The 6,567-nt window shown below is 53.2% G+C and carries 5 protein-coding genes; 3 read left to right on the top strand and 2 right to left on the bottom strand.

The window, feature by feature from the left end; genetic code table 11:
• On the bottom strand, window positions 1–888 hold an 888-nt coding region (locus tag JKK62_RS10155), incomplete at its 3' end, for a hypothetical protein (protein ID WP_201427787.1).
• A 193-nt stretch (window positions 889–1,081) separates the two neighbouring features.
• Between JKK62_RS10155 and JKK62_RS10150 the strand changes: the two genes are divergently transcribed.
• From JKK62_RS10150 to JKK62_RS10140, 3 genes are all read left to right on the top strand, one after another.
• Entirely contained in the window at window positions 1,082–1,471 is a 390-nt protein-coding gene (locus tag JKK62_RS10150) for a hypothetical protein (protein ID WP_201427786.1), read from the top strand.
• 75 nt (window positions 1,472–1,546) lie between these two features.
• On the top strand, window positions 1,547–2,290 hold the full coding sequence (locus JKK62_RS10145; protein ID WP_201427785.1) for a lysophospholipid acyltransferase family protein: 744 nt from the start codon (window positions 1,547–1,549) through the stop codon (window positions 2,288–2,290).
• On the top strand, window positions 2,290–3,153 hold the full coding sequence (locus JKK62_RS10140) for a diacylglycerol/lipid kinase family protein (RefSeq protein WP_092966638.1): 864 nt from the start codon (window positions 2,290–2,292) through the stop codon (window positions 3,151–3,153). Before JKK62_RS10145 ends, JKK62_RS10140 begins: the two co-directional genes overlap by 1 nt.
• A 93-nt stretch (window positions 3,154–3,246) precedes the next feature.
• Here JKK62_RS10140 and JKK62_RS10135 read toward each other — a convergent pair whose 3' ends face one another.
• Window positions 3,247–6,261, bottom strand: a complete 3,015-nt coding sequence (locus JKK62_RS10135; RefSeq protein WP_201427784.1) for an alpha-amylase family glycosyl hydrolase — start codon at window positions 6,259–6,261, stop codon at window positions 3,247–3,249.
• Window positions 6,262–6,567: the final 306 nt, after the last annotated feature.

Genomic DNA, 6,567 nt, shown 5'->3' with positions numbered 1-6,567 from the left:
TGTGGGAGCAATTGTTGTGGGAGCAATTGTTGTAGGAGCAATTGTTGTGGGAGCAATTGTTGTGGGAGCAATTGTTGTGGGAGCAATTGTTGTAGGAGCGACTGTTGTAGGAGCGATGGTCGTAGGAGCGACTGTTGTAGGAGCGACTGTTGTAGGAGCGATGGTCGTAGGAGCGACTGTCGTCGGTGGAATGGTAGTCGGTTCTGCGGTAGTCGGTTCTGCGGGGGTGTAGTTCGGGTCGAACGGTCCCGCATATATCGCCGCAGCCTCATCGGGGAGGAAGTCAGCGTCGGTATCGACGATTTCCGCGTGATGAATCAGCTTGTGGTAGGTCGTGTCGTTGTCATCGCGGACCGCCATGAAGTCGATTTCAAGATGGATTTCAGTATCGCCTTCCGCATTGTCGACGGGATTAAAGGTTACGGAGAAGAAGGGAACTCGTTCTGTCGCGGTTCCCATTGAAAAGCCGCTTGACTGGGTGGCGTTAAATCGGATACCCGCGTTCGCGTTTGACGGGAGAGTTTCCGGCTGGTAATTGACTACCGTGCTCTGTCCGTTGGTGATGCAGAGGATGTTTTCCGTGTATTCGTCCGAACTCACATCATAGGTTCGGTTCACACCGTCTGTCATATCAACGCGAAGCTTTGTATTGTCATAGGTCAGAACACCCTGGATATTGACCATGGAATCCTCGGCGTCCTGCAGCCACCATGTAGCGGTGATCTGCTTCGTTGCCGCGTCGATGCTTTGCGTAACAGAGGGAGAAAAATTAGAGCTTGCCGTGATATTCAGTGTTTTGCCTTCCGCAGCAAAAGCGGTGACGGCAAAAGGACTCAATATCAAGGCGCCTGTCAGCAAAGCGCTGAATGTTTTTGTTGTATTTCTCATAAGCAATAGCCTCCTGCAAATTGATACAAGTATTATACCATAAATATTAGGCTGCGTAATGACAAAGATTCACAGATGTTTTTGGTAATAATAACGAAAACCAAACAAACGCAGTGTGATATTAATCGGACACAGCTTGAAAACAAGGGCGGTTTATGATAAAATTTTCGGTGTGAGTATGGGAGGTACCGATATGAAATTCAAACATATTGCGGCTGTGATTTTCGCGGGATTATTAGTGATGAGCAGCCTTGGCTTTTCCGCGGCAGCAGCCGGAGAGGATGCGTGGATAGGCGACGTCAACCGGGACGGCGTCATTGATATTGACGACGCGGACGGCAACAGTGTATGCGATATATCGGACGTGACGGCAATTCAGCAGTATTGCGCGGATATCATACGAGAGCAACTTCGGCTGGGAAACACATTCGCCGAGCATCACAAAGGTCACGCGATCGGTGCTGTATCCCGATCAAAAGGACAGCGACGGCATGTTTATCAGCGAGTACATCAATCCGGAATATCTGTTCCCGAACACATGACGGACGGAACCCGAAAGGGTTCCGTTTTTTGCCTTTATTGACAAAAATATTGACGTATCGACAAAAAATGATTATAATAGATACAGAATATGAAGTAAAAATAAGAGTGGTGCAATATGGGAACTGTGATTTTCTGGATAATATTTTGGATTCTGATCGCGGCGGTCGCGTTTTTGCCGTTGTACTTTATTTTCCTGTTCATCAACGGACTGCTGTTCGTCAACATGAAAAAGGAGTACAATGAGGACAGCAAATATTTCCGTTTTCTGCTCAACAATTCGACCGCGATCGCGGTGAAGCTGATTCGGATTCATATCTCTCTGACAGGCAGGGAGAAGCTGCCGAAGGGAAGGTTCCTTCTGGTGAGCAATCACCGCTCCAAATTCGATCCGATCCTCACGTGGCACGTGTTCGCGAAGGAGAACCTCTCGTTTATCTCGAAGCCCGAGAACTTCAAGGTGCCCGTCTACGGCAGGATCATCCACCGCTGCTGCTTCATGCCGATCGACCGCGAGAATCCGCGCAAGGCGCTCAAAACCATTCAGCGCGCCATCAGCCTGATCAAGAACGACGTCGCGTCTGTGGCGGTTTATCCCGAGGGTACGCGCAACTACGGCGAGGGCTTGCTGCCGTTTCACGCCGCGGTGCTAAAAATCGCGCAGAAAGCGGAGGTGCCGATCGTGGTGATGACGGTTCAGGGTACCTATGAGATACAGAAAAACTATCCATGGAAGCGCAGCGAAGTGAAAATGGATATCCTTGATGTGTTGCCGCCCGAGGAGATCAAGGGCGTGAAAACCAACGTACTCGCCGATAAAATTGCCGAAATGATGCTGAACAATCTGGAGGGAAAAGAATAATGAAAACCTATGTCGTGTATAACAAAAAAGCCAACAACAACCAAGGCGTTAAGGGTGCTTTCCGCATCAAGGACATCTGGACGACCAAAGACCTGATATACAAGGAGGTCAATGAGTTTGACACCTACCAGGAGTTGTTCGACTCACTGGACAAGGACGACGAGGTCGTCATCTGCGGCGGCGACGGCACGCTGAATTACCTCGTCAACGACCTCGACTGCGACGCGGTGGACAACGCGATCTACTATTATCCCACGGGTACGGGCAATGATTTCTGGACCGACCTCGGCAAAACGGAAGAGGATCCGCCGATGATCATCAACAAGTATCTGCGCAAGCTGCCCGTCGTCAAGGTGAACGGCATGAAGCGCAAGTTCATCAACGGCATCGGCTACGGCATCGACGGCTATTGCTGCGAGGTCGGGGACAAGCAGCGCGCCAAGGATAACGGAAAGCAGATCAATTATACCTCCATCGCGATCAAGGGACTGCTGTTTCACTACAAGCCCACCAAGGCTTCCGTGACCGTGGACGGCAAGCTGTATGCCTTTGACAAGACGTGGCTTGCGCCGACAATGAACGGCCGCTGCTACGGCGGCGGTATGTACGCGGCGCCCGATCAGGACAGGCTCAATCCCGAGAGAACCGTCACTGTCATGGTGATGCACAGCAGAGGTAAAATCGGCACGCTGGCGGCGTTTCCCTCCATCTTTACGGGCGACCATGTGAAAAAGAAGGACATCGTCACCACCATCGTCGGCAAGAGTGTGAGAGTGGAATTTGACCGCCCTGTTGCCCTGCAAATCGACGGTGAAACCGTCCTCAACGTCAGGGAATATGAGGTAGAAACCGCCGAGGCTTGATATTTGAGAATCGTAAACGGCTCCCAAAATCGGGAGCCGTTTTTCCGTGCCAATAAGAAAGGGGCTTGCGAAGCAAGCCCCTGGTGAATTGGATTAAGAAGTGTATTTACCGCAGTTGGCTGCACCCCCTGAGTTGGATGCCGCGTAGTACTGAATCGCGGTAACGTCCTTGATGTTGTAAAAACCGTCGCCGTTGGTGTCAGCCGCGATCAGGTTGTCGCCGGTCAGCACAACGAGTTCAACGATGTGTCTCTGGATCGCTGTCGCGTCGACAATGTTGACCTGACCGTCCATGTTGACGTCGCCGATCAGAAGTCTCTTGGTGATCGGCTTGGTGGTAGGAGCCTCTGTGGGTTTCTGCGTGGGCTTCTGGGTAGTAGGCTGCGTCGGAACCGGAGGACTGTAGACCGTCCATGAGTAGTTCGCGTCAAACAAGTGGCTCTGTCCGCCGATCTGCATACCCGGTAAACTGTCGGCAGGATATCTGCCGTTGGAGCCGCTGAAGATGACCTGACCGTTCTTGAGGTTGTCGGGCACGGAGATCTTGTAGTAGCCCGTCGCGCTGTCGAGAGTCATCGGGAGTCCCGGCCATGCAGCGTTTTTGATAACATTGGAGGGGTTGCTTTCATCGTAGATGTACGCTTTCAGGTTGCCCCAGTTGTACGCCTTGTCGTTGAAGTAAACGGTAACGCCTGTGCTCGGATCCTGAGTCGGAGGAGGCGTGGGATCGGTGCCGTCATAGGGCTCCCACTTATTGCCCGCACGGAAAATCATCGTGGTCTCATTGATCGCAAGACCCTTTGCGCCGTCAGCGGGATATCTGCCGTTGGAGCCGCTGAAGATGACCAGACCGTTGGTGAGTTCATCGGGCACTTCGTAGTAATAGTAGCCGGTGGAGGAGTCCTTCTGCATCGCTTCACCCGGCCATGCAGCGTTTTTGACAACGGGGGTGCTGCTTTCGTCATAGACATATGCCTTGAGGTCGCCCCAGTTGTAGGAGCTGTCGTCAAAGTAGATAAGAACCTTTTCGTCGGGATTTCTCTTCTTGAAGGTGAAGCTCTTGGAAAGCTCGTCGGTGCCGTTGGAGGCTCTCATCTTCACCTCGAAGATGGTGCCGGGTTCGATGCCTTCGCCGATAGAGAAGGTCTGACCGTCGGTCACGCGGAACTCATTGCCGCCGTTGACGGAAACCATCGCGTAATCCGCGCCGCGCAGCGTTACGGAAACGGTCTGGCTGTTCTCAAAGAGGTAGCTTCCCTTGATGCTCATGCTGATGGAGGACTGAGGACCTTCGATCAGGATAGTGCCTGCCGCGCCTGCGGTGAAGGTGGCCTTGCCGCCCGAAACAACAGCGGTGGTGCCGTCGTATGCGTTGGTAACAGTGGCGCCGTCGCCCCAGATGGAGGAGACGTCTACGGATACAGAACCGGAACCGCCGATAACAGCGATGATGCCGTCGGTGGTCATGCCGTCGTCATAGGTTCTGCTGAACGCGTAGCCGGAGCTGGAGCTGACCTTCTGATGGTCGCCCGCGCCGACCGCGACGTGGTTGTGACGGAACTTTCCGACCTTCTGCCAGTGCGCGAGGATCGCCGCGTCGTTGCCCGAGGGATTGAAGTTCATGTCGCTTCTCAGGGCGTGACCGCTGCCGCCGCCGCCGTCAAAGGGAATGCCCGAAACGAGCGGACGGTTGCTCTCGTCGCCGTAGTAGATCTGGATGCCGCCGGGATAAAGCAGGAATGCGGAGCCCTGATACATCAGGTCGTTTCTCGCGAGGTTGTCGTCGTGTGAGGAAATGTAGGTGAGGAGGTTGTAGTTTGCCTGGGAGTTGTAGGAGGAAGCAGCGTGCGAATAAGCGCCGTCGATGCTGCCGATTCCGGGAACACCCGAGCCGTTCTTGTATTTGAAGCTGATCATGGAGTCGAAGCCGCCGTCGGTGTAGTAGGAGCCGTAGCCCTCAACATAACCCCAGCACTCGCCTGTCATCCAGAAGTCCTCATCCCAGTCCGCGCCGTCCTTGGAGGGGTTGTTCTTTCTCCAGTTCTGGAGGGCGGTCACGCACTTGGTCTTGAGGGTTTTCCAGGAAGCCTTCTCAACGTGCTTCGCGGTGTCGCAGCGGAAGCCGTCTACGCCGTAGGTCTCGACCCACTCAGCCAGCCAGCTGGAGATGTAGCCCGTTACGGTGTTGGAGCTGCCGTACTTGCTCTGCTTGGAGCTGAGGGTGCCTTCTCTCTGCCACTTGGTCTGCAGGAACTGCGGAATCGAAACGCTCTTTGTCTGCTCGGTGCGGAAGTCGGGGAGACCGGAGAGGCATCCCTGCTCGTCGCCGCCCGCGCCTTCGTTGTAGCCGGGGAGACCGGAACGGATCCAGTCGTTGCCCCACCATCTGCCCCAGGTGGTCGCGTCGTTCGCGTAGTCAACGGTGTCATGCAGAGAGTTGACGCCTGTGAGCTTGTAGAGGTAGGACTTTGCAGCGGACTCGTTCTTGAAGGAGCCGAAGTTGAATTCAAACATGTCCTTGATGGTGTTGTAGCCCGCGTGGTTCATAACGATATCCATGATGACACGGATGCCGTGCGCGTGAGCGGTGTCAACCATCGTCTGGAACTCCTGCTTTGTACCGAAGTTGGCGTCGGGCTCGGTGTAGTCGAGCACGTAGTAGCCGTGGTAGGAGTAGTGAGCGAAGTCGTTCGGCTCACCGGGGGTTACGTAGCCGTGGATCTGCTCGTAGGGAGCGGACAGCCAGATGGCGTTGACGCCGAGGTTGTCGAAGTAGCCCTCGTTGATCTTCTTGGTGATACCTGCGAAGTCGCCGCCGTGGAAGGTACCCGGAGCGGTCTGCCATCCGCTGAGGGCGTTGCCGTTCGCGTCGGTCGCTCTGCCGTAGGAGTGGTCGTTTGAGGTGTTTCCGTTGCAGAAACGGTCAGTCAGCAGGAAATATACATTGGCATTGTCCCAGCTGAAATCGTCAGGAGCGGAAACGGGATTCTTTCTGTTGTAGCTGACGGTCGCGTCACTGACGGTTGCCGCGTTTACGGGGATGCAGAACGCAACGGTCGTGACAAGCAAGGCCAGACACAGCAGAATGGATACGGTCTTTTTTGTCATTTCAAAACTTCCTTTCTTAAAAAATGTCTATGCGAGGTATAAACATACCTATTTTAATTATACTTTTTTGAGGGGAAATTACAACTGGCTACTTGTCCGAAGAATAAACAATTTTTTTGGTAGAAATAACGAAAAATCCGAGTGGTAATGCGGATTTCGGAAAGAAAGATTCAGAGAAAAATCTGATTGGAAACATAATTATAAAAGGATAAAAAAGAAAGGCTGATACGGCAAAACCGAATCAGCCTGAACGCTTGATATTGAACGGAATAACAAAATACCTATCCTCAAGCAATGGGATTGGTA

The organism is Ruminococcus difficilis (genome assembly GCF_016680995.1).
Note: the sequence above shows the minus strand (reverse complement) of the source record. Positions and strands in the feature narration are given on the sequence as shown.

Coding starts and splice junctions, on each gene's coding strand:
- JKK62_RS10150 (WP_201427786.1), top strand. CDS start 1,082: ATGAAATTCAAACATATTGCGGCTGTGATTTTCGCGGGATTATTAGTG.
- JKK62_RS10145 (WP_201427785.1), top strand. CDS start 1,547: ATGGGAACTGTGATTTTCTGGATAATATTTTGGATTCTGATCGCGGCG.
- JKK62_RS10140 (WP_092966638.1), top strand. CDS start 2,290: ATGAAAACCTATGTCGTGTATAACAAAAAAGCCAACAACAACCAAGGC.
- JKK62_RS10135 (WP_201427784.1), bottom strand. CDS start 6,261: ATGACAAAAAAGACCGTATCCATTCTGCTGTGTCTGGCCTTGCTTGTC.